At 68.7% G+C, this 23508-nt stretch carries 26 protein-coding genes; 12 read left to right on the top strand and 14 right to left on the bottom strand.

All coding sequences use genetic code 11. The features are described 5' to 3' along the window. Positions 1-35: 35 nt before the first annotated feature. The 5 genes from G6016_RS02570 to hsaA all read right to left on the bottom strand — a co-directional run bounded on the left by G6016_RS02570 (position 36) and on the right by hsaA (position 5291). Positions 36-1217: a sulfotransferase family protein gene (locus G6016_RS02570; protein WP_380023898.1), complete on the bottom strand. Its 1182-nt coding sequence runs from the start codon at positions 1215-1217 to the stop codon at positions 36-38. 64 nt (positions 1218-1281) lie between these two features. Then, the gene (locus tag G6016_RS02575) at positions 1282-2469 is read right to left on the bottom strand and encodes a hypothetical protein (RefSeq protein ID WP_182631145.1); all 1188 of its coding nucleotides are present in this window, start codon (positions 2467-2469) and stop codon (positions 1282-1284) included. Between the two features lie 11 nt (positions 2470-2480). Next, positions 2481-3065, bottom strand: a complete 585-nt coding sequence (hsaB, locus tag G6016_RS02580; RefSeq protein ID WP_182631146.1) for a 3-hydroxy-9,10-secoandrosta-1,3,5(10)-triene-9,17-dione monooxygenase reductase subunit — start codon at positions 3063-3065, stop codon at positions 2481-2483. Positions 3066-3176: 111 nt separating this feature from the next. Then, positions 3177-4079 carry an iron-dependent extradiol dioxygenase HsaC gene (gene hsaC / locus G6016_RS02585; RefSeq protein ID WP_182631147.1) on the bottom strand — a complete coding sequence of 301 codons (903 nt, stop codon included), beginning with the start codon at positions 4077-4079 and terminating at the stop codon, positions 3177-3179. A 36-nt stretch (positions 4080-4115) separates the two neighbouring features. Next, positions 4116-5291, bottom strand: coding sequence for a 3-hydroxy-9,10-secoandrosta-1,3,5(10)-triene-9,17-dione monooxygenase oxygenase subunit (gene hsaA, locus G6016_RS02590; protein WP_182631148.1), 1176 nt, complete (start codon positions 5289-5291; stop codon positions 4116-4118). A 187-nt stretch (positions 5292-5478) separates the two neighbouring features. Between hsaA and G6016_RS02595 the strand changes: the two genes are divergently transcribed. The 4 genes from G6016_RS02595 (at position 5479) to G6016_RS02610 (ending at position 8783) form a co-directional block, all read left to right on the top strand. After that, the gene (locus G6016_RS02595) at positions 5479-6699 is read left to right on the top strand and encodes a 3-ketosteroid-9-alpha-monooxygenase, oxygenase component (RefSeq protein ID WP_182631149.1); all 1221 of its coding nucleotides are present in this window, start codon (positions 5479-5481) and stop codon (positions 6697-6699) included. Next, positions 6696-7094 (top strand): hypothetical protein, encoded by a 399-nt coding sequence (locus G6016_RS02600; protein ID WP_182631150.1) that lies wholly within the window; start codon positions 6696-6698, stop codon positions 7092-7094. The genes G6016_RS02595 and G6016_RS02600 overlap by 4 nt, the downstream gene beginning before the upstream one ends. 94 nt (positions 7095-7188) lie before the next feature. Next, positions 7189-8253: a ferredoxin--NADP reductase gene (locus G6016_RS02605; protein ID WP_182631151.1), complete on the top strand. Its 1065-nt coding sequence runs from the start codon at positions 7189-7191 to the stop codon at positions 8251-8253. A 26-nt stretch (positions 8254-8279) separates the two neighbouring features. Next, positions 8280-8783, top strand: a complete 504-nt coding sequence (locus tag G6016_RS02610; protein WP_182631152.1) for a flavodoxin domain-containing protein — start codon at positions 8280-8282, stop codon at positions 8781-8783. A 73-nt stretch (positions 8784-8856) separates the two neighbouring features. Here the strand turns inward: G6016_RS02610 and dmpG are convergent, their stop codons facing one another. The 3 genes from dmpG to G6016_RS02625 all read right to left on the bottom strand — a co-directional run bounded on the left by dmpG (position 8857) and on the right by G6016_RS02625 (position 12390). Continuing rightward, positions 8857-9921, bottom strand: a complete 1065-nt coding sequence (gene dmpG / locus G6016_RS02615; protein WP_182631153.1) for a 4-hydroxy-2-oxovalerate aldolase — start codon at positions 9919-9921, stop codon at positions 8857-8859. A 7-nt stretch (positions 9922-9928) separates the two neighbouring features. Next, positions 9929-10861, bottom strand: a complete 933-nt coding sequence (locus G6016_RS02620; RefSeq protein ID WP_182631154.1) for an acetaldehyde dehydrogenase (acetylating) — start codon at positions 10859-10861, stop codon at positions 9929-9931. Between the two features lie 77 nt (positions 10862-10938). Beyond that, a complete protein-coding gene (locus tag G6016_RS02625) occupies positions 10939-12390 on the bottom strand; it encodes an HNH endonuclease signature motif containing protein (RefSeq protein WP_182631155.1) in 1452 nt (483 codons plus the stop codon). 245 nt (positions 12391-12635) lie between these two features. On the opposite strand from G6016_RS02625, the gene G6016_RS02630 reads away from it, so the two are divergent. Then, on the top strand, positions 12636-13382 hold the full coding sequence (locus tag G6016_RS02630; RefSeq protein ID WP_182631156.1) for an IclR family transcriptional regulator: 747 nt from the start codon (positions 12636-12638) through the stop codon (positions 13380-13382). Here G6016_RS02630 and G6016_RS02635 read toward each other — a convergent pair. After that, the gene (locus tag G6016_RS02635; protein WP_182631157.1) at positions 13379-13858 is read right to left on the bottom strand and encodes a hemerythrin domain-containing protein; all 480 of its coding nucleotides are present in this window, start codon (positions 13856-13858) and stop codon (positions 13379-13381) included. The two genes, G6016_RS02630 and G6016_RS02635, sit on opposite strands and share 4 nt — an antisense overlap. A gap of 11 nt (positions 13859-13869) precedes the next feature. Continuing rightward, complete coding sequence (locus tag G6016_RS17095; RefSeq protein WP_182631158.1) at positions 13870-14151, bottom strand: DUF2249 domain-containing protein; 282 nt, start codon at positions 14149-14151, stop codon at positions 13870-13872. A 90-nt stretch (positions 14152-14241) separates the two neighbouring features. On the opposite strand from G6016_RS17095, the gene G6016_RS02645 reads away from it, so the two are divergent. Next, the gene (locus G6016_RS02645; protein ID WP_182631159.1) at positions 14242-14973 is read left to right on the top strand and encodes a helix-turn-helix transcriptional regulator; all 732 of its coding nucleotides are present in this window, start codon (positions 14242-14244) and stop codon (positions 14971-14973) included. On the opposite strand, the gene G6016_RS02650 is transcribed toward G6016_RS02645, so the two are convergent. Beyond that, positions 14966-15751, bottom strand: a complete 786-nt coding sequence (locus G6016_RS02650) for a 2-keto-4-pentenoate hydratase (protein WP_182631160.1) — start codon at positions 15749-15751, stop codon at positions 14966-14968. The genes G6016_RS02645 and G6016_RS02650 overlap by 8 nt on opposite strands. 70 nt (positions 15752-15821) lie before the next feature. Here G6016_RS02650 and kstD point away from each other — a divergent pair, with 70 nt between their 5' ends. From kstD to G6016_RS02680, 6 genes are all read left to right on the top strand, one after another. Continuing rightward, positions 15822-17573 carry a 3-oxosteroid 1-dehydrogenase gene (gene kstD, locus G6016_RS02655; RefSeq protein ID WP_187354261.1) on the top strand — a complete coding sequence of 584 codons (1752 nt, stop codon included), beginning with the start codon at positions 15822-15824 and terminating at the stop codon, positions 17571-17573. 1 nt (position 17574) lies between these two features. Then, positions 17575-18435 carry an enoyl-CoA hydratase ChsH3 gene (gene chsH3 / locus G6016_RS02660; protein ID WP_182631161.1) on the top strand — a complete coding sequence of 287 codons (861 nt, stop codon included), beginning with the start codon at positions 17575-17577 and terminating at the stop codon, positions 18433-18435. A gap of 207 nt (positions 18436-18642) precedes the next feature. Beyond that, on the top strand, positions 18643-18975 hold the full coding sequence (locus G6016_RS02665; RefSeq protein WP_182631162.1) for a hypothetical protein: 333 nt from the start codon (positions 18643-18645) through the stop codon (positions 18973-18975). A gap of 11 nt (positions 18976-18986) precedes the next feature. After that, positions 18987-19427 carry a hypothetical protein gene (locus G6016_RS02670; RefSeq protein WP_182631163.1) on the top strand — a complete coding sequence of 147 codons (441 nt, stop codon included), beginning with the start codon at positions 18987-18989 and terminating at the stop codon, positions 19425-19427. Next, positions 19405-20922, top strand: coding sequence for a sensor histidine kinase (locus G6016_RS02675; protein WP_182631164.1), 1518 nt, complete (start codon positions 19405-19407; stop codon positions 20920-20922). Before G6016_RS02670 ends, G6016_RS02675 begins: the two co-directional genes overlap by 23 nt. After that, positions 20919-21605 (top strand): response regulator transcription factor, encoded by a 687-nt coding sequence (locus tag G6016_RS02680; protein WP_182631165.1) that lies wholly within the window; start codon positions 20919-20921, stop codon positions 21603-21605. The genes G6016_RS02675 and G6016_RS02680 overlap by 4 nt, the downstream gene beginning before the upstream one ends. A gap of 12 nt (positions 21606-21617) precedes the next feature. On the opposite strand, the gene G6016_RS02685 is transcribed toward G6016_RS02680, so the two are convergent. The 3 genes from G6016_RS02685 to G6016_RS02695 are packed head-to-tail and all read right to left on the bottom strand — an operon-like array spanning position 21618 to position 23489. Continuing rightward, positions 21618-22661, bottom strand: a complete 1044-nt coding sequence (locus G6016_RS02685) for an LLM class F420-dependent oxidoreductase (RefSeq protein ID WP_182631166.1) — start codon at positions 22659-22661, stop codon at positions 21618-21620. Between the two features lie 10 nt (positions 22662-22671). Then, entirely contained in the window at positions 22672-23073 is a 402-nt protein-coding gene (locus G6016_RS02690; protein WP_182631167.1) for a hypothetical protein, read from the bottom strand. After that, positions 23070-23489, bottom strand: a complete 420-nt coding sequence (locus G6016_RS02695; protein ID WP_241729681.1) for a hypothetical protein — start codon at positions 23487-23489, stop codon at positions 23070-23072. The genes G6016_RS02690 and G6016_RS02695 overlap by 4 nt, the downstream gene beginning before the upstream one ends. Positions 23490-23508 lie beyond the last annotated feature (19 nt).

Genomic DNA, 23508 nt, shown 5'->3' on the forward strand with positions numbered 1-23508 from the left:
GCGCGAGCCGCGAGCCGTGAGCCTCGAGCCGCGCGTCAGGCCTCCAGGCCGCGGTAGCCGGCGAAGCGCTCGGCGATCGCGGACTCGCTAAGCCCGTAGTCGGCGAGCGTGTACGTGTGCGCGGGCGCCCGGTCGCCGGACAGGCTGCGCGCGTTCTCGGCCTCCACGGCCGCGCGCACATCGTCCGTCAGCGTCTCGCCGGTCGCTGCGTAGACGCGCTCCACCACGCCCGCCGGGTCGGCCACCAGCTCGCGGTGCTCGACGTCGATGAACGTCGCCCGCGAGGACGAGTCCGCCTCGTGCCGGGCCCGCACCGCATCGAAGGTCTCGACGCCGCGCGCCCATAGGTCCAGCTGCGACGAGCCGATGTACTCCGGCGTGAACCGGGTCGACCAGTCGGCGGCCGTGCGGTGCGCGAGCGAGCACATCGACGCCATCGATTTGCGGGGATCGCGGTGCGTCTGCACCACCACCGCGTCGGGGTACACCTGCAGCAGCGCGTCGAGCGTGAACAGGTGACTGGGATTCTTGAGCACCCAGCGCCGGCCGGGATCGTTGGCGCCGATGAGCTGCAGGTTCCGCTTGTGCCGCCGGTACGCCGGCACCCAGTCCGCGCCCTGCAGCCAGGTCGAGTAGCCGTCGAGCCGGGCGAGGCACTCGTACGAGACCGACGTGACCGACTGCCGCAGCAGCTGCCAGCACTCCTCCAGATCGTCGGCGGAGATGTAGTGCACGCCGCCGTAGTCGGGGTTCTCGGACATGAACCCGGCGTAAAGGTCGCGCAGGCCCGCGTACGCCGGGTCGTCCTCCCACGTCGAGCGCGGCGGCCGCGGCTGCGGGACCTCCGTCAACCAGAGCTCGAGCCCCTGGTTGCGCGGGTCGGCACCCAGGAGCCGGTGTAGCGCCGTGGTGCCGGTCCGGGGCAACCCGGTGACGACGACGGGTCGCTCGATCGGGGTATCCGCCTGCTCAGGGGCGGCCGCGAACCCGGCGTTCGCCATGAGCCTGGCGGTCAGCGCGCTCTTGAGGACCGAGCGCCAATACTTGCTGCCGGCGGGCGTGAGCCCGGCATCGGAGTGCAGGGAGTCGAGCAGGATGCCCAGGGCCTCGCGGTGGCCGTCCGCGCCGTCGCCGAAGTCCTCCAGGCCGACGGTGCGCGAGGCGCTGGCGTGCAGGTCCTCGACGGTTCCGACGTTCACGCGATCGGCGTCACTCACTGGCTTGTCTCCTGAGGGGATCGGGGGTGGAGGGGCTGCGCGGCGGTAGCGGAGGCCGCCGGGCTCAGGTCAGTCCGCGGCGCGCGAACGCCTGCTGGCGGGCGGCGATGCGCTCCCGCCACTGCTCCGGCGTGACGCGCTGCTCGGCGTAACCGGGCACCTCGTCGGCCAGGGAGTCAAACGGCACGACCTTGCAGGTGGGGCCGAGGGCGTCGGTGATGGGCTCGTCGACCCGCTGCCAGCGGAACTGCATGATGCCCTCACGGTGTCCGAGCAACTCCAGCCAGTTGGCCAGGCCGGGATCCCGCTCGGAGAGCACCAGGTGGATCATCCCGTCGTCGGTGACGTGCGCCTGGTCGGCGGTGAGGCTGGTCTGGTGGTTGACGTACTCGAGCGAGATGTACCACAGGCTGCCGAGCTGGAAGCCCTGGTAGGGCACCCCGGCGACGGGCACCGAGATCACCATGGCCTCATCGGGCCCGAGCTCGAAGATGCCCGCCGACGAGTACTGCGTGGTGAGCCCGCCGGGCGTGCTGCGCGGCGAGTACAGCGTGTTGCGCTCCTGGTCGCCGAAGAACCAGCCCGGGAACGCCAGCCACGTGCGCAGACGCCCGATCAGCGCCTCGGCCAACTTGCCGTAGAACTTCTCCTGGCCGGCGACGGTGGCCGGCTCGGGAGCAGTGCCCTCGGCATCAACGCGCCTGAGGATTGCCGACCCGGTCTCCTCCCCGTCCCAGTCGGAGAACACCTCACGAATAGTGATCATCGACGACCCGGGATGGAGTACGACGTAGCCGGGGTCGCCCTCGTCGTCGTCGTATCTCGCTGGTCCCATCCGGAAGGCGAACCGACCGTCGGCGTCGAGCTCCAGGGCGCGATCATCAAACGCCGCGTGTGACGCGGCGCGCTCATCCGCGGTGTAGTTTCCCGCCATGACCTGGAAGGACAGGTCCGCGGTGGTGCCGCGGCGACCCTCGACGACGTACTCGGCGCCGTCGGCGAGATTGGCGTAGAAGTACAGCGTGTCCGGGTTGTCCAGGCCCATCTTGGTGTACGGACCGGTGGCCTGGAACAGCTGCGGATGCGTGCGGCCGCGATGCTGACCGTTCTCGATCACCCCGCGGATCGTGCTGAGCAGGTACTCGAGCCCCTCCGCCACATCGGCCTCGGTGCGCACGTGCGGCGCCGACCGGATGATCTCCTCCGCCTCGGCGAGGGCGGCGGCCAGGGGTGCGGTCACACCGTCGGTCATGGGGTCTCCTTCTAGAGCCAGGTGTACGAGTCGGCGGAGGTGATGAAGTTGGCCAGCTCGACCTGCTCGGGCGTGGGATCGACCACGTCCTCCTCGATGCTGAGGTAGGCGCCGCGGTAGAACAGCAGCGGCCGGATGTCGCGCTCAGTGGGGCCGAGACTGTCGACGCGCCCCAGCACGATCCAGTGGTCACCGCCGTCGAGAATCTGGTCGATCTCGCAGTCCAGCCATGCCATGACGCCGGTGATCACCGGCGAGCCCATGGGGCTGGGGGTCCAGTCGATCTCGGCGAACTTGTCGTCACCTCGACGACCGAAGGTGGAGGAGACGTCCTCCTGGTTCTCCGAGAGAATGTTGACGACAAACTTGCCGGCCTTCTCGATGCCCTTCCACGAGGAGGACGACTTGTTGGGGCAGAAGAGGATGAGCGGCGGGTCCAGTGACAGGGCCGAGAACGACTGGCATGCGAACCCGACGGGCGCGCCGTCATTGACCGCCGTGATCACGGTGATCCCCGTCGCGAACTGACCGAGCGCGTCGCGCAGTTCCCGGGACGAGAAATTCTGGCCCTCGGGGCGGTCTTCGGTGCTGCTCATCGTTCTCGGTCCTCCCGGTGGATGGTGGTTGTCTACTCGTGTGGGCCTACAACTGAGCCCACACCCGCGCCGCCGCGTGGGCGGCGGAAGATGTGGGCCCAGCCTAGGCGTTTACCGCATGCCGACGGAGAAGTCGTGTCCCCAAAGGCTCACGGCGGTGGACTCGCGGGCCACCCACGATTCGTCGTCGGTGACCTGCATGCCCTCGCAGCCGTACTCGCAGTCGAACCCGCCGGGCGTCTTCATGTAGAAACTCATCATCTTGTCGTTGACGTGGCGGCCCAGCGACGCCGACATCTTGACCTTTTTGCGCAGCGCGCGGTCCAGGGCCAGCCCCACGTCGTCCGCCGAACCGACCTCCACCATGAGGTGGATGATGCCGGTCGGATTGGGGAACGGCGTGAACGCCAGCGAGTGGTGGCGCGGGTTGCAGCCGAGGAAGCGCAGCCACGCGGGCTCGCCGTCGGCCGGGCGGCCCACGATTTCCGCCGGCAGGCTCATCGAGTCACGCAGCGAGAAGCCCAGCACGTCGCGGTAGAACTCCAGCGCCGCCACCTCGTCCGGGGTGGACAGGACGATGTGGCCCGCGCCCTGGTCGCCGGTCACGAACTCGTGGCCGTACGGCGTCGGGATGCGGCGGTGCTGCAGCGCGATCGTGTGGTAGATCTCCAGCGTGAACCCGGCCGGGTCCTGGCAGGTGATCAGGCCGCGGACCTTGCGGTCACGCTTGACCTCGTCGGGAGCCTCCTCCCACGGCACGCCGGCGGCGTCGAGGCGGGCCTTGACGTCCTCGAACTCGCCCTCGTTGGCGCACTCCCAGCCCACCTGGCCGAGCTTGTCCTCCTCGCCGGGGACGATGATCCACCGGTGCGGATGGTCGTCCATACGGAAGTAGAGCGCGTCCGGGTTGTCACCTGTGCCCACCACAAAGCCCAGCACCTTGGTGCCGTACTCGCGCCAGGCCTCCATGTCCTTGGCATAGATCCGGACATACCCGAAATTGTTGATAGCCATGTTCGCTTCTAGTCCCTTCGATCCGAGTCGCCCGGATCAGACCATCGAGTCCGTGACCTTCTCGCCGAACTCATTCTGTCCATACATGATGTACGCCTTGGTGGCCTCGTTGGCCGCATGGACGCGGCCGGCGTTGGCGTCACGCCAGAAACGCTGGATCGGCGAGGTGTCCTGCAGGGCGCGGGCTCCGGAGTTCTGGAACAGCAGGCCGATCGCGTCGATCGAGCGCTGGGTGGCGCGGACCTGGTCGCGGCGGGCGCGGGTGCGGATGTCCATGTCCGGGTAGCCGCCGGCGGTGATGATGTCCTGCTCCTCGCGCACGTTGCGCATGAGCTGCAGCCACGCCGCGTCGATGTCGCCCGCGGCCTCGGCCAGGCGGACCTTGGCGAACGGATCGTCCTTGACGGCGGTGCCGAACGCGGCGCGGACACGGTCACGCTGGTGCTCGCGGTGCACCTCGTAGCAGCCGAACGCCATGCCGACGATCGGCGTGGAGATGGTGGTGGGGTGGATGGTGCCCCACGGCATCTTGTAGATCGGGTTGGTGTTGATCTCGAGTCCCGGGCTCTTGGTGGCGGCCATCAGGCCGAAGGAGAGCACGCGGTGCTCGGGGATGAGCGCGTCCTTGACCAGGATGTCGTTAGAGCCCGTGCCCTTGAGCCCGGCGACGTGCCACACGTCGAGGATCTCGTACTGCGACTTCTCGACGAGGAAGGTGCAGAAGTCCACCATCTTGTCGTTCTCGTCGAGCACCGGGCCGCCGAGGAACACCCAGTCGGCATGGTCACAGCCCGAGGACCAGGACCACTTGCCGTTGAGAACCAGCCCGTCGGCGGTCTTCTTGGCCGCACCCATCGGGGCGTACGACGACGAGATACGCACGGTCGGGTCCTCGCCCCAGACCTCTTCCTGCGCCTTCTGCGGGAACAGTGCCAGGTGCCAGTTGTGGATACCGAGGATGCTGGCGCACCAGCCGGTGGAGGGGCACGCCGTCGCGACGAGCATCGCCGCGGTGTAAAAGGTCTCCATGTCCGCCTCGTAGCCACCCCACTGGGAGGGCTGGCAGAGCTTGAAGAAACCGGCCTCGTCCAGCTCCGCGATGTTCTGCGGATGAACCTTGCGCAGTTCCTCGGTCTCCTGGGCACGTTCGGCGAATCCGGGCAGCAGGGCCTTGATCCGGTCGATGACCTCGTGATTGGCGTACTCGCTCATGTGATCCCTCTCTGGCTTAGTATGGGGCGCGTGATCTAGACTAGAACACGTTCCAGTTTTTCACCAGACATCAACTGCCGACCCCTTGGACTGGCACGGTGTGCCAGCACTGACGGGATTGGTTGTGGCCCCTCACACGATTCTATAACCTGTTCTCATCAGGCTCACGCCATCAGGAGGCATTACCATGTCCACACCCACTAAGGCTCCCGGCGCCATCCGCGAGATCGACACCGGTGAGGTGCGCGATCGCTACGCGCGCGGCTGGCACTGCATCGGAACCGTCAAGGAATACTCCGACGGCAAGCCGCATTCCATCCACGCTTTCGGCACCAAGTTGGTCGTCTGGGCCAACGACGACGGCATCAACGTCCTCGACGGATACTGCCGCCACCTGGGCGGAGACCTCTCCGACGGCGAGGTCAAGGACGGCAACATCGCGTGCCCGTTCCACGACTGGCGCTGGGGCGGCGACGGCAAGTGCAAGGGCATCCCGTACGCCAAGCGCGTCCCGCTGCGGGCCAAGACCCGCGCCTGGACCACCATGACGCAGAACGGCCTGGTCTTCGTGTGGCACGATCACGAGGGCAACCCGCCGACCGACGAGGAGCAGATCCCCTACCTCGAGGAGTACGACTCGGGCGAGTGGACCGACTGGGTGTGGAACCGCCTCGAGATCGAGGGCTCCAACTGCATGGAGATCGTCGACAACGTCGTCGACATGGCGCACTTCTTCTACATCCACTACGCGTTCCCGACCTACTTCAAGAACGTCTTCGAGGGTCAGACCGCCACGCAGTACCTCAACACCAAGGGCCGTCGTGACCACGACCCCTCGGGCGGCAAGTACGGCGACACCCTGCTCGAGTCCGTGGCCTCCTACTACGGCCCGTCGTTCATGATCAACCCGCTCAAGCAGCAGTACGGCGACTTCGAGTCCGAGGTCGTGCTGATCAACTGCCACTACCCGGTCGATCAGAACTCGTTCGTGCTCATGTACGGCCTGATGGTCAAGAAGCCCCAGGGCTTCGACGACGAGACGTCCACCAAGATGGCCAGCAAGATTGCCGAGTTCTTCGGCGACGGCTTCCTCCAGGACGTACGCATCTGGCAGCGCAAGTCGGCCATCGCCAACCCGCTCCTGTGCGAGGAGGACGGCCCCGTCTACCAGCTGCGCCGCTGGTACGAGCAGTTCTACGTGGACCGCGACAAGGTCGAGCCCGACATGCAGGAGCGCTTCGAGTTCGAGGTCGACACCACCGCCGCCAACCAGTACTGGGAGAAGGAGGTCGAGGAGAACATGCGCAAGCAGGAAGCCGGTGAGGCCGAGGTCTCCGACGAGCAGACCCAGTACACCGGAATGGCCGAGGTCGCCGGCGAGGCCGAGTCCTCCCGCGCGGACAAGTGACCTTCAAGCAGGGCGACTCGCGGCGCGCACCCACCTGGGATGAGACCGACCCGGCGCGCGCCGCACAGCTCCACGCCCACACCGACCTGGACCGGGAGACGTACACGCGGGCCGGCTTCCAGCCGGTGGACTGCCAGAACTGCGGCACCCGCGCGTTCGTCCGCAAGAACAGCGAGAAGCACACGTCCATCCAGTGGCGCGACGGCAGTGACCACAAATGCCCCGTCCTCACGGAGTGGCGCTCCGGCGCAGAGATCCCCGAGGGCGAGGACACGTGCCCACGCATGCTCGCGAGCATTCGCTACGCCTACGCCGAGGGCCTGATCACCCTCGCCGAGGGAGTCGACCCGGTCGACGCCGAGCACATGGTCAATCCGTTCTACGTCGCTGAGTGAGTCGACCGACACGAGCATTCCGCGGGGCGGTGCACCTACCGCTCCGCGGAATTGTCGGCGCCTGTTCTCTTCATCCACCCGATAGGCTTTTCCCATGACCGAAACCCCCCAGTTGGGCTCCTTCGTTCGCGAACTCACCATCGCGGAGGTGATCGACGAGACCGCGGACGCCAAGTCCATCGTCTTTGACATCCCCGCCGGCTCCGAGGAGGACTTCCGGTACACGCCGGGCCAGTTCCTCACGCTGCGGATCCCCAGCGAACAGACCGGGTCCGTGGCCCGCTGCTACTCGCTGTCGAGCTCGCCCACCGACGACACCCAGCTCAAGGTGACGGTCAAGCGCACGGTCGGCGGCTACGGCTCCAACTGGGTCTGCGACAACGCCGAGCCCGGCATGAACATGCACGTCCTGGCACCGTCCGGCATCTTCACGCCCAAGAACCTGGACCAGGATTTCATCCTGCTCGCCGCGGGCTCGGGCATCACGCCGGTCATGTCGATCCTGCGCTCGGCGCTCGCGCAGGGCACCGGCCACATCGTCATGCTGTACGCCAACCGCAACGAGGACGCGGTCATCTTCAAGCAGCAGCTCCGCGACCTGCAGCAGGCCCACCCGGACCGGCTCACGGTGATCCACTGGCTGGAGTCCGTCTCCGGTCTGCCCACCGCTGAGATCATCGGCAACATCCTCCAGCCGGTCGCCCGGAAGCGTCACTCCTACATCTGTGGACCCGCGCCGTTCATGGAGACCGTCAAGGCCGGTCTGCGTCGCTCCGGCGCCGACATGCACCTGATCCACACCGAGGTGTTCTCCTCGATCGAGGGCGATCCGTTCGCCGAGATCATCATCGACGACACCCCGGCCGAGGAGGGCGGCGAGGGCCCGGCGAAGGCGACAGTCGAGCTCGACGACCAGACCCACGAGATCGACTGGCCCCGCAACACTCCCCTGCTGGATGTGCTCCTGTCCAAGGGCATCAAGGCGCCGTTCTCGTGCCGCAAGGGTGAGTGCTCGGCGTGTGCCTGCATCCTCAAGTCGGGCGAGGCGGAGATGATCCACAACGGCATCCTCGATCCGGAGGAGGTCGAGGAGGGCTACGTTCTCGGCTGCCAGCTGCTGCCGAAGTCCGACCACGTCGAGATCTCCTACAACGACTGACGCCGTCGGGTGACAGACTCGTAGATGTGTCTCGCCCCACCATCGCCTACAACTCCAAGTACGGCTCCACTCGCCGGTACGCCCTCGCTCTGTCGGAGCGTCTGGGCACTCCGGCGGTGGAGCTGTCCTCATTCGAGGCCGCGTCTACGGCCGACCCGTTGATCGTCCTCGCGCCGATCTACGCCACGCGGATTCGTGGCCGGAAACGTCTCCTGCGGGCAATCCGGTCGGCTCCGGGAAGGGTTGCTCTCGTCGTCGTCGGACTCTCCCCCGCCGACGACCCGGGGCGCGGCACCCTCGCCGCCAAGCTCGCCGCCTCCAGCGGCCGCGCCGTCACCACGTTCGACCTGCGCGGCGACCTCGACCCGGCACGCCTGTCCCTCAAGGACCGCGTGATCATGGCCGCCCTGCGCAGGGCATTGCGCCGCACCCCCGACACTTCCGCCGCGCAGCTGTTGCTGTCGAACACGCGCATCGAGCAGGTGGAAGTGGCCGACCTCGACCCGATCGTCGCGTGGGCGGCCGGCTAAAGACATCGCAGCGAAAACGACGCCGCCCCGAGGCCGTGTGGCCCCGGGGCGGTGACGTACTGACCAGTGCGGATCAGGCGTTCGCCCGCTCCTTCTGGATCTCGAGCGCGATGTCGATGAGCTGGTCCTCCTGGCCGCCCACGAGGCGACGCTCGCCGGCGCGGATGAGAATCTCGGCGGCGGGGACGCCGTAGCGCTCGGCGTGGCCCTCGGCGTGCTTCATGAACGACGAGTAGCAGCCGGCGTAGCCGAGCATCATGGCCTGGCGGTCGACGACGCACTCGGACGGCATGAGCGGTCGCACGACGTCCTCGGCGGCGTCGGCGATACGGAAGAAGTCGACGCCGGTGGTGATGCCGAGCTTGTCGCACACCCCGACCAGTGCCTCTACGGGCGTATTGCCGGCGCCGGCGCCGAAACGGCGGGTGGAGCCGTCGATCTGCTGCGCCCCCGCGCGGATCGCCATGATGGAGTTGCCCACGCCCACGTCGAGGTTCTCGTGGCCGTGGAAGCCGACCTGCGCGTCGTCGCCGAGCTCGGCGACGAGCGCGGAGACCCGGTCGGAGACCTGGTCCATGACGAGCGCGCCGGCCGAGTCGACGATGTAGACGCACTGGCAGCCGGCATCCGCCATGATGCGGGCCTGCTTTGCGAGCACCTCGGGGGTCTGGGTGTGGCTCATCATGAGGAAGCCGACGGTCTCGAGGCCGAGGTCGCGGGCGTAGCCGAAGTGCTGGATCGAGACGTCGGCCTCGGTGCAGTGGGTGGCCACGCGGCAGATGGAGCCGCCGTTGTCGCGCGCGGCGAGGATGTCGTCCTTGATGCCCAGGCCGGGCAGGGTGAGGAACGCGATCTTAGCCTGCTTGGCGGTCTCGGCCGCGACCTTGATGAGGTCCTGGTCGTAGGACTTGGCGAAGCCGTAGTTGAAGGAGGCACCGCCGAGGCCGTCGCCGTGCGTGACCTCGATGACGGGGACGCCGGCGCCGTCGAGCGCGCCGACGACGTTGCGCACGTCCTCGACGGAGAACTGGTGGCGCTTGTGGTGCGAGCCGTCGCGCAGTGAGGAGTCGGTGATCCGGATGTCGAGCTCGGAGCTGTACGCCCGGGCGCCGGCGTTGTGCGGGTTGGTCATATCCATGTCTGTCTCACGCTCCGGATGTGGTGGTGGCGAGCTTGGTCTTGGCGATGTCCTCGCCGACCTTGGTGGCTGCGGCGGTCATGATGTCGAGGTTGCCGGCGTACGGCGGGAGGAAGTCTCCGGCGCCCTCGACCTCGACGAAGATCGCGACGCGGGCCATGCCACCGGTGATCTCGGTGGGCGGGTCGAACTGCGGTTCCTGGAGCAGCCGGTAGCCGGGCACGTACTCCTGGATCTCCTTTTCCCGCTTGCGGATGGCGGTGGTGATGAGGTCCTGGTCCGCGTCCTCGGGGATGGCGCAGAAGATGGTGTCGCGCATGATCATCGGGGGCTCGGCCGGGTTGAGGATGATGATGGCCTTGCCGCGCTTGGCGCCGCCGACCTTCTCGATGGCCAGCTTGGTGGTCTCGGTGAACTCGTCGATGTTGGCGCGGGTGCCGGGGCCGGCAGACTCGGAGGAGACGGACGCGACGATCTCGGCGTAGTCGACGGGCACGACCTCGGAGACGGCGTGGACCATCGGGATGGTGGCCTGGCCGCCGCAGGTGACCATGTTGTGGTTGGGCGCGTCGGCGTGCTCGTGGAGGTTCGCCGGCGGGATGACCATCGGGCCGACCGCGGCCGGGGTGAGGTCGATGGCGATGATGCCGGCCTCCTCGTACTTGGGCGCGTAGGCCTTGTGCACGTACGCGCTGGTGGCCTCGAACAGCAGGTCGGGCTTCTCGCCACCGGCCTCGATGGAGGCGAGCAGCTCGTCGGCGCCGCCCGCCATGCAGGTGAGGCCGTGGTCGGCGGCACGCTTCATGCCCTCGGACTCGGCGTCGATGCCGATCATCCACTTGGGTTCGATGTACTCGCTGCGCTCGAGCTTGTACATGAGGTCGGTGCCGATGTTGCCGGACCCCACGATCGCGGCGGTGAGCTTCTTCTTCTCCGTCATGACAGCAGTCTCACCCGCCCGACTGACACCCGACAAACGACTGTGCCACTGAATGGAACAGCTGTCCGGGCAGGCCCCTACGCGGGCCTGCTCGGCGGGGAACTCGGTGGGGAGTTCGGCGGGGTGTTGCCGGGCGGATTCCTGAAGTACCCGTCCGGCCCGATCAGTCGGTCGAACTTGATCTGCAACAGCCTCTCCTCCATCCCGTTCCGGGCACGCGCCAGCGGACCCGAGGGCCTGGTGCGGTGAACGTGCCCGGTCTCGGTGGTGATGATCAGGTCGCCCAGCGGCCCGGTTCGATAGGAGTTCGTACCGAAGGTCTTCTCCCTGTGGTGTTCCCTACACAGGCAGACCAGGTTCCATTCGGCGGTCGGGCCGCCGTACTCCGGATGATCCTTGTCGAACGCGATCACGTGGTCGATGTCGCAGTCTGCCGCGTCGACCTGACAGCCGGGGTGGCGGCAGGTGCCATCACGCAGCCGGATCCGCTCGGCCAATTTGTTGGAGATGAAGTAGCGGAACTGCCACTCGGGTTCGTCGAGCGCGCCGGGGGCCGGGTCGATGATCTCGAACCGCACTCGCGAGTCCTCCCCTTCGAGGAGTTCGCGGCAGAGCCATTCGAAGCTGGCGTAGGCGCCGCGCACGAACTCCACCTGGTTGGCCTCGCCCCGCGCGGCCGCCGAGATCACGCTGATCCGGATCGGCTGGCCCGTCGCCGCAGCCGCATTGCCGAGTGAGGGCTTGGGCAGCTCCGAACCCGCCTCGGCCTGCCCGAGTTCAATGCCGTCCACGACCTCGGGCTCCCCCGCAGGAGCGTAGACGGACAGCGCGGCCAGGGCATCGGCGCGCAGCTGGTTCATGGTGCCCTCGGCCCCATCCCCGGCGGCGGCGCGCGCGTCGGTGTCGATCCGCCGCCGCAGCAGTTCGGCGTCCTTGGTCGTGAGCTTGGCCCACACCGAGGTCATGCCGTTGCGCCCCACCTTGAACCGCACGGTGCGCGACTCGGCCGCCTCCTCGTCGGACGCCTTGGCCTCGGACTTGTCGAGCTTCTCCACCGCGCGGTCGATCATCGCGTCCACCGCGGTCCGGCTCGGCCGATCACCGCCATGAAGCGCGTCGGCGATCTGGGCCATCACCTCGGCCTCCACGCCCGCGACGATCTCGTCGGCCACCGTGGCCAGCCGGCATGCGACATCGATGGCCAGCTGCTCGGGAATCAGTCCCCTACTGACCTGGGAGTTCAACCGACTGAGCCGACACCCTATCTGCAGCCCGGCCGTGACCAGTCGCTCCGCATGCCACGTCGTGAGCTGGCATGCCGCCGCCAGATGGTCCCGGGCCCGGGATTCCGGATTCAACCGCGCATACTTCGCCCGCGGCGGTCGCCCGGCCTCCTCGTCTGCCAGGTCCCGCTCCCGCTCCTGCCGCTCGAACTGATTCACCAGCAGGCATGCCGCGTTCAGCCGAGTCGCCCCGTCGAGATTCTGCGACAGCGTCGCCGACCGAGCAGCCTCGCTCAAGGCCGTCATCTCTTCCGAAGTACCGGGATCCGGCACGGCGGACAACGAACTCTCCGATGCGGTCGCCGACGTTGTCGTCGTCGTCCTATTTCTCTTCTTTTCCCCCACGATCACCACACCCCCGCCGCACTGATCTGAAACTTCCCCCACGAACTGATCTAGAACGTACGTGCTAGCCTACCCACCCCGCATAGATCGTGCAAGTGTTCGAGGCAAAGCCACCCGATGTCGTACCTACGCGCTATACTCACCGCATGCCCGAACCACCCGTTTCGCCCGTCGATCGCGCCTTTGACGTGCTGCGCGCCACGGCCGCGGGCAATGGGTTGACGCTGAGCGAACTGGCGCGCGAGACCGGTCTGGCCAAGTCCACGACGCTGCGTCTTCTCGCGGCGCTCGAGCGCAATGGGGCGGTCACGCGGATCGGGCAGCGCTACCGGCTGGGGCCGCTGGTGCACGAGTTGGATCCGATTCCCGCGTCGCCGGCATACGAGCGGATCCGGCGGGTGCTCACGCCGTTTCTCGCGCATCTCTTCGAGGCCACGCGCGCGACGGTGCACCTGGCCACGCTGCATCGCGACGAGGTGGTGTACCTCAACAAGTTGCACGGGCCGCGGCCGATCCCGTCGCCGTCGCGCATCGGCGGTGGGCTGCCCGCGTACTGCACGGGGGTGGGCAAGGCCATGTTGGCCTTCGACGAGGCCGCCGCCGCGAGGGTCGCCCAGGGGCCGATGGTGGCGTGGACCGACACCACCGTGACCTCGGCGGACGCCCTGACGGTGGAACTCGCCGAGATCCGGCGGCGGCGTAGGTCCCTGGACCACGCCGAGCTCACGCCGGGGCTGTACTGCGTGGCGGCCCCGGTTTTTGACGACGACGAGGCGGTTGCCGCGCTCTCGGCCAGCGCGCCGGACGAGGCCGCGCTGGCCAGGCTGGAACCGCTGGTCACGCGGGTCGCGGTGGCGGCCAGTCGCGCGTTGGCCGACGACCGGCTCGGCTAGCGCTCGGCCATCTCGCACGCCCAGCCCGCGGGAGTCCGACCGGAGGCGAGTTCGTCGGTGATGGCCGCGGCTACCTCGGGCGGGAGCGCCTCGTCACCCGCCGGGTAGACGATCCGCTCCTCCTTCATGTTGTGCTGCTCGAGCACGTCGGCCAGCTGCGGCCACAGGCTTCGCGCCTCGTCAACGCGGCTGGCGTCGAGGGCGGCCTCGATGCCGTCGAGCAGGTCCCAGATCTCGCCATGCTCGCGCAGCATCACCAGGATCGGCCCCATCAGCCCGGCGGCGCGCACCACCGGGAAGTGGTGAACCTCTTCGATGTAGATGTGGTGACGCAGGGCGGTCGCGGCGTCGTCGTACGCGTCGCGGTCCACGTCGGAGCCGCCGAGGGAGGCGGCAAACCGCGCGAACCCCTCGTCGATGCGGTGGTGATCGTGCTCGAGCCGCTCGCCGGCCGAGGCTCCGCCTGCGTCGTCCATGTCGAGGCCCGCTACTTCCGGCCGAGCCGCAGGCGCCACACGTCGGGCCCCTGCTGCAGGTAGGTGACCTCCAGCGCGTCGCCCTCGATCTCGGTGAGTTGGCCGAGCAGTGGCAGCGGATTGTGCGGGGCGACAAGCACCATCGCGTAACCCTGCCGGACCTGCGAGAACGCGCCGATCACCGCGCCGTGGCGGATCGCGTGGGGAATGCTGCGGGCGTCGAGCTCCGGATCGCCCTTGCCCCCTGCCGCGCCTGCCCCACCGGTGACGTCCGTGACGGATAGCTCGCTCACGACTTCTCCCTTGCCTCGAGGCGTGCCACTATTAGATCACAATTGGCTTGTTATCAAATGGCCTCGGCACCGCGGACGAAGGAGGCGACCATGCCCGGACACGACACCCGCACCGGCGACACCCGCGACCGCGTGCTCGCCGAGATCCGCACGGCCGCCACTCCCCCGACGGTCGACGAGCTCGCCGCGACGCTCGGGCTGCACCCCAACTCGGTCCGCCTGCACACCGCCGCGCTGCGCGAATCGGGCCTGGTCACACAGGACAGCCGCGACACCAGCGGCGGAGGACGCGGCCGCCCGCAGGTCACGTATCGCACGAGCGACCGGGGCGCGTGGACGGGCCGCCGCGACTACCAACTCCTCGCCTCGCTCCTGCTCTCCGAACTCGAGGGCGACGACCCCGCCGCCACCGCCAGACGCATGGGCAGGGCGTGGGGACGACGCATCGCGGCAGAGGGATCCGGAAGAAACGACGACGACACCACCCACACCGCCCCGGACGCCACCACGAGGACACGAATAGTGGCGACCCTCGACGACCTCGGATTCGAACCGTCCGCGGTCGTGGAGTCGGCAATTGGCGCTGTTCAGGCCACCGACATCCCGGCCGGCGGGACCAGTGCAGCCCTTGAGTCGGTAGAGCTACGCAACTGCCCGTTCCGCGAGCTGGTCGATCCGCGCGACGGCGTGGTGTGCGCACTCCACGCAGGGATGCTGGACGGGCTCGCCGAGGAGACCTCAATAGACGTTGAGCTCATCCCCTTCACCACGCCGCAGGCGTGCACGGTGCGCATGCGGCCGGGCAGCACCCGCCTTAGCTGAATTCCATGGTCACATCGCCCAGGCCCGCGAACTCGGCACGGAAGGAGTCGCCGGGGGTGGCGTCCATGGCGCGGATGGCGGTGCCCGGCAGGATCACGTCGCCCTTGCGCAGACGCACGCCGAACTTGGCGACGGTCGAGGCCAGCCAGCCGACGGAGTTGAGCGGGTTACCCAGAACGGCGTCCGAGCGGCCCGAGGCCAGGAACTCGCCGTTCTTGTAGAGGGTGGCCTCGATGGCGGCGACGTCGATGTCGGCCAGTCGCACGCGCCCGGATCCCACCACGTAGCCGCAGGAGGAGGCGTTGTCGGCGATCGTGTCGCCGAGGGTGATCTTCCAGTCTTTGATCCGCGAGTCGATCAACTCGATGGACGGCACGACCCACTCGATCGCGGCGGCGGCCTCCTCCTGGGAGCAGCCCTCCGGTGGGATGTCGGCGCCGAGGATGAAGCCCACCTCGACCTCGACGCGGGGGAAGCAGAACCTCGCCGCCTCGATCGGCGTGCCCTCGGGGTACTCCATGGTGTCGAGGAGGTGGCCGTAGTCGGGCTCGTCGACGCCCATCATCTCCTGCATGGCCTTGGAGGCCAGGCCCACCTTGTGGCCGGTGACCACAGCGCCCGCGTCCAGCTTGCGCCGGATGTTGACGAGCTGGATCTCGAACGCGTCGTCCGGGGTCAGGTCCGGGTGGTCGTCGGTGAGCGGAGCGATGGGGGTCACGCCGGCTTCGGCGTCCCAGAGTCGCTGCGCGAGAGTGGCACGGGTCTCCTCGTTGAGCATGACGGGGATGCTACCTGGTGCTACCAGGGACGTCTGGCGTGTCGGCCCGCTTTTCTATAACGTGTTCTACATGGCAGACCAGGAATTCGACGTCGTCGTCGTCGGCAGCGGTGGAGCAGGCATGACGGCCGCCCTCGCGGCAGCAAAGAAGGGCCTCAGCGTGGTCCTCGTTGAGAAGGCACCGCACTACGGTGGGTCCACTGCCCGCTCCGGCGGCGGTGTGTGGATCCCGGGTAACTCGGTGCTCAGGCGTGACGGGGTGCTGGACACCCCCGAGGCGGCGCGCACCTACCTGCGTTCCATCATCGGGGACGTCGTCGCCCCGGAGCGCATCGACACCTTCATCGACCGCGGCCCGGAGGTCATGGACTTCATCCTGGCCAACACCCCGCTCCAGCTCGAGTGGGTCAAGGACTACTCGGACTACTACCCGGAGGCCCCGGGCGGTCGCCTCGGTGGCCGCTCGGTCGAGCCCCGCCCGTTCGACCTCAACCAGCTCGGCTCCGAGGCCGACAAGCTCGAGCCGCCGTACGCCAAGGCGCCGGCGAACATGGTCGTGATGCAGTCCGACTACCGCTGGCTCAACCTGCTGCAGCGTCCGCACACCAAGGGCATCCGTCGCTCGATGAAGGTGGCGGCCCGGATGTTCCTCGCCAAGGCCCGCAAGCAGAACTCGGTGGGTATGGGCCGCGCGCTCATCGCCGCGATGCGCAAGGGTCTGCTGGATGCCGGCGTGCCGGTGTGGCTCGAGACGCCCATGACGGGTTTCGTCACCGAGGGTTCGGGCAAGGACGAGCGCGTCGTCGGTATCACCGTCACCCGGAACGGTGAGGAGGCCACCCTCCGTGCCCGCCTCGGCGTGGTCATGGGCTCGGGCGGTTTCGAGCACAACCAGGAGATGCGCGACAAGTACCAGCGTCAGCCCATCCCCACCTCGTGGACGGTCGGCGCGGCCGGCAACACCGGCGAGGGCATCGAGTTCATGGAGAAGACTGGCGCGGCCCTGTCCTTCATGGAGGACGCCTGGTGGGGTCCGACGATCCTCATGCCGCGCGGCCCGTGGTTCGCGCTGGCCGAGCGGTCGCTGCCCTGCTCGTTCATGGTCAACGGCAAGGGCGAGCGGTTCATGAACGAGTCGCTGCCCTACGTCGAGGCCGGCCACCGCATGTACGGCGGCGAGTACGGCCAGGCGACCGAGGGCCAGAAGGACGCCCCGGGCGACAACGTGCCGGCGTGGATCGTCTTCGACCAGGAGTACAAGAACCGCTACCTCTTCGCGGGCCTGCAGGCCAAGCAGCCGCTTCCCCGCAAGTGGCTGGAGACGGAGAACTTCCACAAGGCGGACACCCTCGCCGAGCTGGCCGACCTCATCGGCGTGCCGGCCGAGTCGCTGCAGAAGACCGCCGACCGCTTCAACGGCTTCGCCGAGCGCGGCGTCGACGAGGACTTCAAGCGCGGCGTCTCCGGGTACGACCACTACTACGGCGACCCCACCAACAAGCCCAACCCGAGCCTCGGGCCCGTCGCCAAGGCGCCGTTCTACGCGGTCAAGATGGTCCCGGGCGACCTGGGCACCAAGGGCGGCGCGAACACCGACATCCACGGTCGTGTCCTGCGCGAGGACGGCTCCGTGATCGACGGCCTCTACGCCGCCGGCAATGCGTCGTCGCCGGTCATGGGCCACACCTACGCCGGCCCGGGCGCCACGATCGGCCCCGCGCTGGTCTTCGGCTACCTCGCCGTCGAGAACATGCTGGCCACCACCAACACCGCCGGCAGCGCCCCCACCTCCGCCTCCTCCACCGCCACGACGGGAGCCTGACGTGCCCATTGATCTGAACACCGCCCTCGGTGCCGAGCTGCCCTCACAGGAGTTCTCCTGGACCGCCTCCGACGTGGCGCTGTACGCGCTGAGCGTCGGCGCCGCGGGCGACCCCATGGAGACCACGGGCCTGGAGTACATCCACGACTCGGTGCCCAAGGTGCTGCCGTCGTTCGCGACTGTCGCGGCCACGATGAACGTGACCGAGGCACCGAAGGTGTCGTTCCCCGGCGTGGAGATCGACCTGGCCAAGGTCGTGCACGGCAGCCAGTCGGTGCGCCTGCACCGTCCGATCCCGGCGGAGGGAACGGCGACGACGACGACGAAGATCGCCGAGATCCAGGACAAGGGTTCTGCCGCGGTGATCATCCAGGAGTCGGAGACCGTGTCGGCGGACGGTGAGAAGCTGTGGACCTCCCGGTCCGGCATCTTCGCCCGCGACGAGGGCGGCTTCGGCGGCGAGCGTGGCACCTCCGAGAAGGTCACCTACCCCGAGCGCGAGGCCGACCACACGATCGAGTTCGCGTCCCTGCCGCAGCAGGCCCTGTTCTACCGCCTGTGCGGCGACCGCAACCCGCTGCACTCGGACCCCGCGTTCGCGAAGGCGGCCGGCTTCCCGCGTCCGATCCTGCACGGCCTGTGCTCGTACGGCCTGGTCCTGCGCGCCGTGATCGACGAGGTGCTGGGCGGCGACGTCACCCGCGTCCACGGATACGGCGTGACCTTCGGCGGCATCTTCTTCCCCGGCGAGACCATGCGCATCCGCGTGTGGGAGGAGGGCACACAGCTGCTCGTCGCCGCGACCGTCGTGGAGCGCGACGACGCCCCCGTGCTCAAGAACGTGGTCGTGGACCTGGTCTGAGCCAGGCCGCCACGTCCAGGCCGCCACGTCCGGCCACACAGCCCCACCCACACCCCGCGGCCCCCACGGCCCGCGGGGTGTGGTCATTTCCGCGGCGGATCGTCCCAGCGGGTGTCCCCGGCGAGTGGCCCCCGGCGGCCGCGAAGATGAAGACTCTGTCATGGGAATTTCATGGAGCGATCACGCAGGCCACGCACTATTGGAGTCATGATCACCACACCCAAGGCCCGCGCAGGGCTCCTCGCCATCGCCGCCGCGTCCGCTCTCGTCCTGTCTGCCTGCGGCAACGGCGACGACTCCTCCGACGACTCCCCCGCCTCGACCGTCGTCACCAGCGTGCCCGCGCCGGACCTGAGCGGCCCCGCCGGAGACTCGAACGATGACCGGGACGATCGCGACGACGGGGACGACGACCTGGATGATCGCGATGACCGTGATGATGGGGACGACGACCGCGACGACCTAGATGATGACCGGGACGACGACCGTGATGATCACGACGTCGACCTCGATGATCACGACGACGACAACGACGACTGAGCTGGCCCGACATGACTGAGTTCAGCCGCAAGCTCGCCCTCATCGCCGCCGCCGTGCTGGTGCCGACCGGACTCGCGTTCGGGGCACTGGCCATCAGCTCGGACACCGGCGCCCCGCCCGTCCGCGTCGAAGACGCAACCGTGAAGATGAATTCCCCTGACGGGCAGCACGGCCGGGACGGGAAGTCGGGGTCGACGGCCTCGTCGTCGTCAAGTACTCCCGATCCCACCTCCACCACCCGCAGCCCGGACACCCGACCGGAACCCGTGCCTGCGCCGCCCGCCGCGCCGGCCCCGGCGCCCCGGCAGAACAACCCCGTCCAGCCGGTCCAACCGGTCCAGCCGGTCGTGCCCTACTACGGCGACGACTGGGACGACGATGACGACTGGGACGATGATTGGGACGACGACGATGGGGACGATGACTGGGATGACGACGACTGGGACGACTAAGGCCCGCCCTCACACCACCGGTCGGGGCGGCACCACGTCGATCCCCGCCCGGTGGCGCATCGTCGGCTGGATCGTCCTCACCACCGCCCTCGTACTGTTCGGGCTGGGACTGACGCTGCGCACGCTGCTCATGGCCGACGTCGACCGCACCGCGAACGCCGACGTGGTGCAGGAGCTCGACGAGTTCCGGACGTTCGCGCGCGAGGGCGTCGACCCCACCACCGCCGAGCCGTTCGACAGCCCCGAGCGGATGCTGCGGCTGTACCTCGGCCGGCAGATTCCCGCCTCGCACGAGGTGCACCTGGGGATGGACGACGCGCGCGTGTTCGCCGTCGACCGCTCCGGCGGCGACCCCGGCCCGTACGACCTGGCGGCCGACTCGGACGTGGTCAACGCGATCCGGGAATCGGCGGCGCCGTCCGGGATCGCCGACACCCCCGCCGGGCCGGTGCGCTGGGGCAAGGTGACGATCGACGGCGGCGACTCGACGTTCGTGATCGCCGTGTTCACCGCGCCCGAACGCGCCGAGGTCGACGCCACCATGCGCGTGTTCGCGTGGGGCTCACTCGCCGGGCTCGCCCTGACCGCCCTGCTCGGCTACCTCGTGGCGGGGCAGATCCTCGCCCCCGTCCGCGAGGTGCGGCAGGTCGCCGAGGGCATCCAGGAAAGCGACCTCACCCGGCGCGTGCCCGTGCACGGTCGCGACGACATCTCGCAGCTCGCCATGACCTTCAACGCGATGCTCGACCGCATCGAGGCCGCCTACGACACGCAGCGCCGGTTCGTCGACGACGCCGGGCACGAACTGCGCACCCCCATCACCGTCATCCGCGGGCACCTGGAGACCATGGATCCCGCCGAGGACCCGGCCACCCGCGCCGAGACCATGCGGCTCGTCGACTCCGAACTGGACCGGATGAGCCGGATCGTCACCGACCTGCTCACCATCGCCAAGGCCGAGCGGCCCGACTTCGTCAAATCCCGGACCGTCGACGCCGCCGAACTGCTCCTGGACATCGAATCCCAGGCGCAGCAACTCGGCGACCGCCGGTGGGAGCTGGTGGAGATCGCCGAGGGCGAAGCCGTGCTGGATCCCCAGCGCGTCACCCAGGCCGTGCTGCAGCTGGCCACCAATGCCGTCTCCCACACCGAGCCCGGCGGGCGGGTCCGACTCGGGTCACGGTGGATCGAGAATCGGCTCGTCATCTCCGTCACCGACGACGGGCCCGGCGTAAAGTCCGAGGACGCCGAACGGATCTTCCGTCGCTTCGACCGTGGCGGCGACGGCACCGGGGCCGCGGGAGGCGCCGGACTCGGCCTGTCGATCGTCACCGCCATCGCCGGCGCCCACGGCGGCACGGTCACGCTCGATTCCATTCCCGGCGACGGCGCTACCTTCGCCGTGGACCTCCCCGCCGGCAGTCCCACCGGCAGCCCCGCCCCCAGCTTTGACGGCGTTGACGCCGTTGACCGCACGCAGGAGAGTCAGTCATGAACCGCATCCTCATCGCCGAGGACGACCCCCGCATCGTGTCCTTCCTCGAGAAGGGCCTGCAGGCCGCCGGGTTCGCCACCTCCCACGTCCGCGACGGCCGCTCCGCGCTCGAGTCCATGCGGGCCGGGGACCACGACCTGGTTGTCCTCGACATCGGGCTGCCGCTCATGGACGGTTTCGAGGTGCTTTCCACCGCCCGCGGTTCCGGCATCACCACGCCCGTCGTAGTGCTGACCGCCCGCGACTCCGTGGACGACACCGTGCTGGGCCTGGAGTCCGGCGCAAACGACTACCTGGCCAAGCCGTTCCATTTCGCGGAACTTCTGGCTAGGGTTCGCGTGCGGCTCGGTGAGGGCGGCGATCCGACCGGCGGCGGTGAGGGCGGTGCCAGCGGGTCCGCCCCCGCACTACATCACGGGGATCTCTCGCTGGACCTGCTCACCCGCATCGCCTCGGTCGACGGCCGCCCGGTGGAACTGACGAGCCGCGAGTTCGCGATGCTCAAGGTGTTCCTCAAGCACCCCGGCCAGGTGCTCTCACGCGAACAGATCCTGGCGCACGCCTGGGGCTACGACTTCGACCCCGCCTCCAACGTCGTGGACGTCTACGTCCGGACGCTGCGGCGCAAGATCGGGGCCGACCGGCTGGTGACCGTGCGCGGCGCCGGTTACAAGCTGTCCTGAGCCGGGCGGGGCTCAGACCAGCTCGCGGAACTGCTCCACGAGCTTGATGCGGCCCGGCGCGTCCATCGCCATCGGGATGACGGTGAGCGTCGTGGCGCCGGCCTCGCGGAACGCCTCGACCCGCTCGGCGACGTAGGAGGCGGGCCCAATGAGCGAGATCGACCGCGCGAGCTCGTCCGGCACAGCAGCGGTGGCCTCCTCCTTCTTGCCGTCGAGGTACAGGTCCTGGATCTCCTTGGCTGCGTCCTCGTAGCCGTAGCGGCAGGCGAGCTCGTTGTAAAAGTTCTTGCCGCGCGCGCCCATGCCACCGATGTAGAGGGCCAGGTGAGGCTTGACGAACTCCAGGTAGCCGGGAACCTCGGACTCGTCGCAGATCGCGAGCGCGGGGCTCGCGAGAACGTCCAGGTCGCCGAGCGACGGATCACGCTTGGCGCGGCCGGCGGCGAGCGGGTCACCCCACGCGAGGTGCGCCTTCTCCGGGTGGAAGAAGATCGGCTGCCAGCCGTCAGCGATCTCGGCGGCCAGCTCCACGTTCTTCGGGCCCAACGCGGCCAGCATGATCGGGATGTTCTCGCGCACCGGATGGTTGATGAGCTTGAGCGGCTTGCCCAGCCCGGTGCCCTGGTCGGCGGGCAGCGGGATCTGAAATTTCTTGCCGTCGTGGACGAGCTTCTCGCGGCGCCACACCTTGCGGCAGATCTCGATGATCTCGCGGGTGCGGGCCAGCGGCGCGTCGTACTTCACGCCGTGGAAACCCTCGATGACCTGCGGGCCGGACGCGCCCAGTCCGAGCGTGAAGCGGCCCTCGGAGACGAAATCCAGGCCGGCGGCGGTCATCGCGGTCAGCGTTGGCGTGCGGGTGTAGATCTGCAGGATCCCGGACGCGAGTTCCATGGTGGACGTCTTGGCCGCGAGGTAGCCGAGCTGGCTCACGGCGTCGAACGAATAGGCCTCGGGGACGAAGGCGACGTCCAGGCCCGCCCGTTCGAGGTCAGCGGCCTCTGCCGCGGTCTCGGCGAACCCGCCGCTGTAGTTGAGAGCCATACCGATGCGCATGGTCGCGACACTACCGGGATACGGACACCCGTCCTGCGGAGCCCACCGAATCCACCCGGGTGCGGGCGGCGCGTGGCCCACGGATCACCGCGTCGACCGGGCCGCCGACGCGGACGAACACCCCCACCCGTCGCCGCAGGAGCGTGTCGGCGCGCTCGTATCCGACCAGGCGGCACCCTGCACCGGCGGCGACCTCGATGACGGTGTGCTCGGGCAGGTCCACATCTGTAGTGGGGACGACGACGACATCACCGCGTCCTCCCCGACCCAGAATGCGGGCCAGTCGCAGGCGGCGCGTCTTCTCGTCTCCCCGGCGGCGCCACCACCGCCGGGCAGCCATCACCGCGATCACCACGAGCCACAGCACCAGCGGCATCAGCGCCACCGCGACGAGGATCCAGCCGATGCTCACCGGGCATCCTCCTGCGGGTGGGCGTCGGCCTGAGAGCGCGCAGCGGGGGCCGCCCGGGTGAAGCGCATCGGCTCGACGAACGGTCCGCGCTGTACCAAAGCCGACATGCCGCCGACGGGCTCTAGTCCCCTGGCCTGGGCAGCGGCCGTAATCACGGTCCGGGGCAGCCGCACCTGGGACGGGTGAATGGTCACGTCGCTGGACGCCGTGTTGTCGTCGTCCCCCAGGAGTGCCGCGAGCGCCCGGGCGCGGCGGCCGTGCCGGTCCCGGTACGACGCCGCCAGGTCGCGGATCCGCGGTGAGGGGTCGAGCCGTGCCAGGACCCGGCGCACGGTTCCAGGTTGCGCGGGGCCGGGCTGCACGAGACCTGGTTGCGCGGGGCCCGGTTGTGCCGGGCCGGGGGCGAAACTGGACATGTGCCGAATCGTACGGGCC

Origin of the sequence: Dietzia aerolata (assembly GCF_014144865.1) — a bacterium.
Taxonomy (GTDB): Bacteria; Actinomycetota; Actinomycetes; order Mycobacteriales; family Mycobacteriaceae; genus Dietzia; species Dietzia aerolata.

Bases quoted from the DNA above. Each gene is read 5' to 3' on its own strand.
- hsaC (WP_182631147.1), bottom strand. From the start codon at position 4,079: ATGGCTATCAACAATTTCGGGTATGTCCGGATCTATGCCAAGGACATG.
- G6016_RS02645 (WP_182631159.1), top strand. From the start codon at position 14,242: ATGCCCGGACACGACACCCGCACCGGCGACACCCGCGACCGCGTGCTC.
- dmpG (WP_182631153.1), bottom strand. From the start codon at position 9,921: ATGGATATGACCAACCCGCACAACGCCGGCGCCCGGGCGTACAGCTCC.
- G6016_RS02675 (WP_182631164.1), top strand. From the start codon at position 19,405: ATGACGACGACTGGGACGACTAAGGCCCGCCCTCACACCACCGGTCGG.
- G6016_RS02575 (WP_182631145.1), bottom strand. From the start codon at position 2,469: ATGACCGACGGTGTGACCGCACCCCTGGCCGCCGCCCTCGCCGAGGCG.
- G6016_RS02625 (WP_182631155.1), bottom strand. From the start codon at position 12,390: ATGACGGCCTTGAGCGAGGCTGCTCGGTCGGCGACGCTGTCGCAGAAT.
- G6016_RS02685 (WP_182631166.1), bottom strand. From the start codon at position 22,661: ATGCGCATCGGTATGGCTCTCAACTACAGCGGCGGGTTCGCCGAGACC.
- G6016_RS02635 (WP_182631157.1), bottom strand. From the start codon at position 13,858: ATGGACGACGCAGGCGGAGCCTCGGCCGGCGAGCGGCTCGAGCACGAT.
- G6016_RS02595 (WP_182631149.1), top strand. From the start codon at position 5,479: ATGTCCACACCCACTAAGGCTCCCGGCGCCATCCGCGAGATCGACACC.
- G6016_RS02605 (WP_182631151.1), top strand. From the start codon at position 7,189: ATGACCGAAACCCCCCAGTTGGGCTCCTTCGTTCGCGAACTCACCATC.
- G6016_RS02680 (WP_182631165.1), top strand. From the start codon at position 20,919: ATGAACCGCATCCTCATCGCCGAGGACGACCCCCGCATCGTGTCCTTC.
- G6016_RS02670 (WP_182631163.1), top strand. From the start codon at position 18,987: ATGACTGAGTTCAGCCGCAAGCTCGCCCTCATCGCCGCCGCCGTGCTG.
- hsaB (WP_182631146.1), bottom strand. From the start codon at position 3,065: ATGAGCAGCACCGAAGACCGCCCCGAGGGCCAGAATTTCTCGTCCCGG.
- G6016_RS02665 (WP_182631162.1), top strand. From the start codon at position 18,643: ATGATCACCACACCCAAGGCCCGCGCAGGGCTCCTCGCCATCGCCGCC.
- G6016_RS02695 (WP_241729681.1), bottom strand. From the start codon at position 23,489: ATGTCCAGTTTCGCCCCCGGCCCGGCACAACCGGGCCCCGCGCAACCA.
- G6016_RS02630 (WP_182631156.1), top strand. From the start codon at position 12,636: ATGCCCGAACCACCCGTTTCGCCCGTCGATCGCGCCTTTGACGTGCTG.
- G6016_RS02650 (WP_182631160.1), bottom strand. From the start codon at position 15,751: ATGCTCAACGAGGAGACCCGTGCCACTCTCGCGCAGCGACTCTGGGAC.
- kstD (WP_187354261.1), top strand. From the start codon at position 15,822: ATGGCAGACCAGGAATTCGACGTCGTCGTCGTCGGCAGCGGTGGAGCA.
- G6016_RS02620 (WP_182631154.1), bottom strand. From the start codon at position 10,861: ATGACGGAGAAGAAGAAGCTCACCGCCGCGATCGTGGGGTCCGGCAAC.
- hsaA (WP_182631148.1), bottom strand. From the start codon at position 5,291: ATGAGCGAGTACGCCAATCACGAGGTCATCGACCGGATCAAGGCCCTG.